General features: G+C 48.2%; 2 tRNA genes and 2 rRNA genes. All 4 read right to left on the bottom strand.

The window, feature by feature from the left end:
* Nucleotides 1-101, bottom strand: a 23S ribosomal RNA gene (locus KI338_RS17555); the annotation flags it as partial.
* Between the two features lie 93 nt (nucleotides 102-194).
* A tRNA-Ala gene (locus tag KI338_RS17550) sits at nucleotides 195-267 on the bottom strand.
* A 20-nt stretch (nucleotides 268-287) separates the two neighbouring features.
* Nucleotides 288-364 (bottom strand) — tRNA-Ile (locus KI338_RS17545).
* 73 nt (nucleotides 365-437) lie between these two features.
* Nucleotides 438-546, bottom strand: a 16S ribosomal RNA gene (locus KI338_RS17540); the annotation flags it as partial.

The following is a 546-nucleotide window of genomic DNA, read 5'->3' as shown; positions in this document are numbered from 1 at the left end:
CAATGTCTACTTACGACTCCCCAAGGCATATCGGTGTTAGTCCCGTCCTTCATCGGCTCCTAGTGCCAAGGCATCCACCGTGCGCCCTTATTCACTTAACTATCTACAATGAATAAGCATTACACTAAATTAATAGCCTTTGCTTTAAAGTTTGATGTCGTTGTTACTCTTATTTAGTTTTCAAGGTACAAAAATGGAGCCTAGCGGGATCGAACCGCTGACCTCCTGCGTGCAAGGCAGGCGCTCTCCCAGCTGAGCTAAGGCCCCGTATTGAAATGTAATTTAGATGGTGGGCCTGAGTGGACTCGAACCACCGACCTCACGCTTATCAGGCGTGCGCTCTAACCAGCTGAGCTACAGGCCCATCTAATTCTGAAGAATTACTCCCTCAAAACTGAACCAAACAAACCAGTATGTATTCCGTTAAATATCCTTAGAAAGGAGGTGATCCAGCCGCACCTTCCGATACGGCTACCTTGTTACGACTTCACCCCAATCATTGGTCCCACCTTAGGCGGCTGGCTCCAAAAGGTTACCTCACCGACT

This window comes from Ornithinibacillus bavariensis (assembly GCF_018333235.1).
Taxonomy (GTDB): domain Bacteria; phylum Bacillota; class Bacilli; order Bacillales; family Amphibacillaceae; genus Ornithinibacillus; species Ornithinibacillus bavariensis.
The sequence above is the reverse complement of the archived record's forward strand: the minus strand, read 5'-3'. Positions and strand labels throughout refer to the sequence as shown.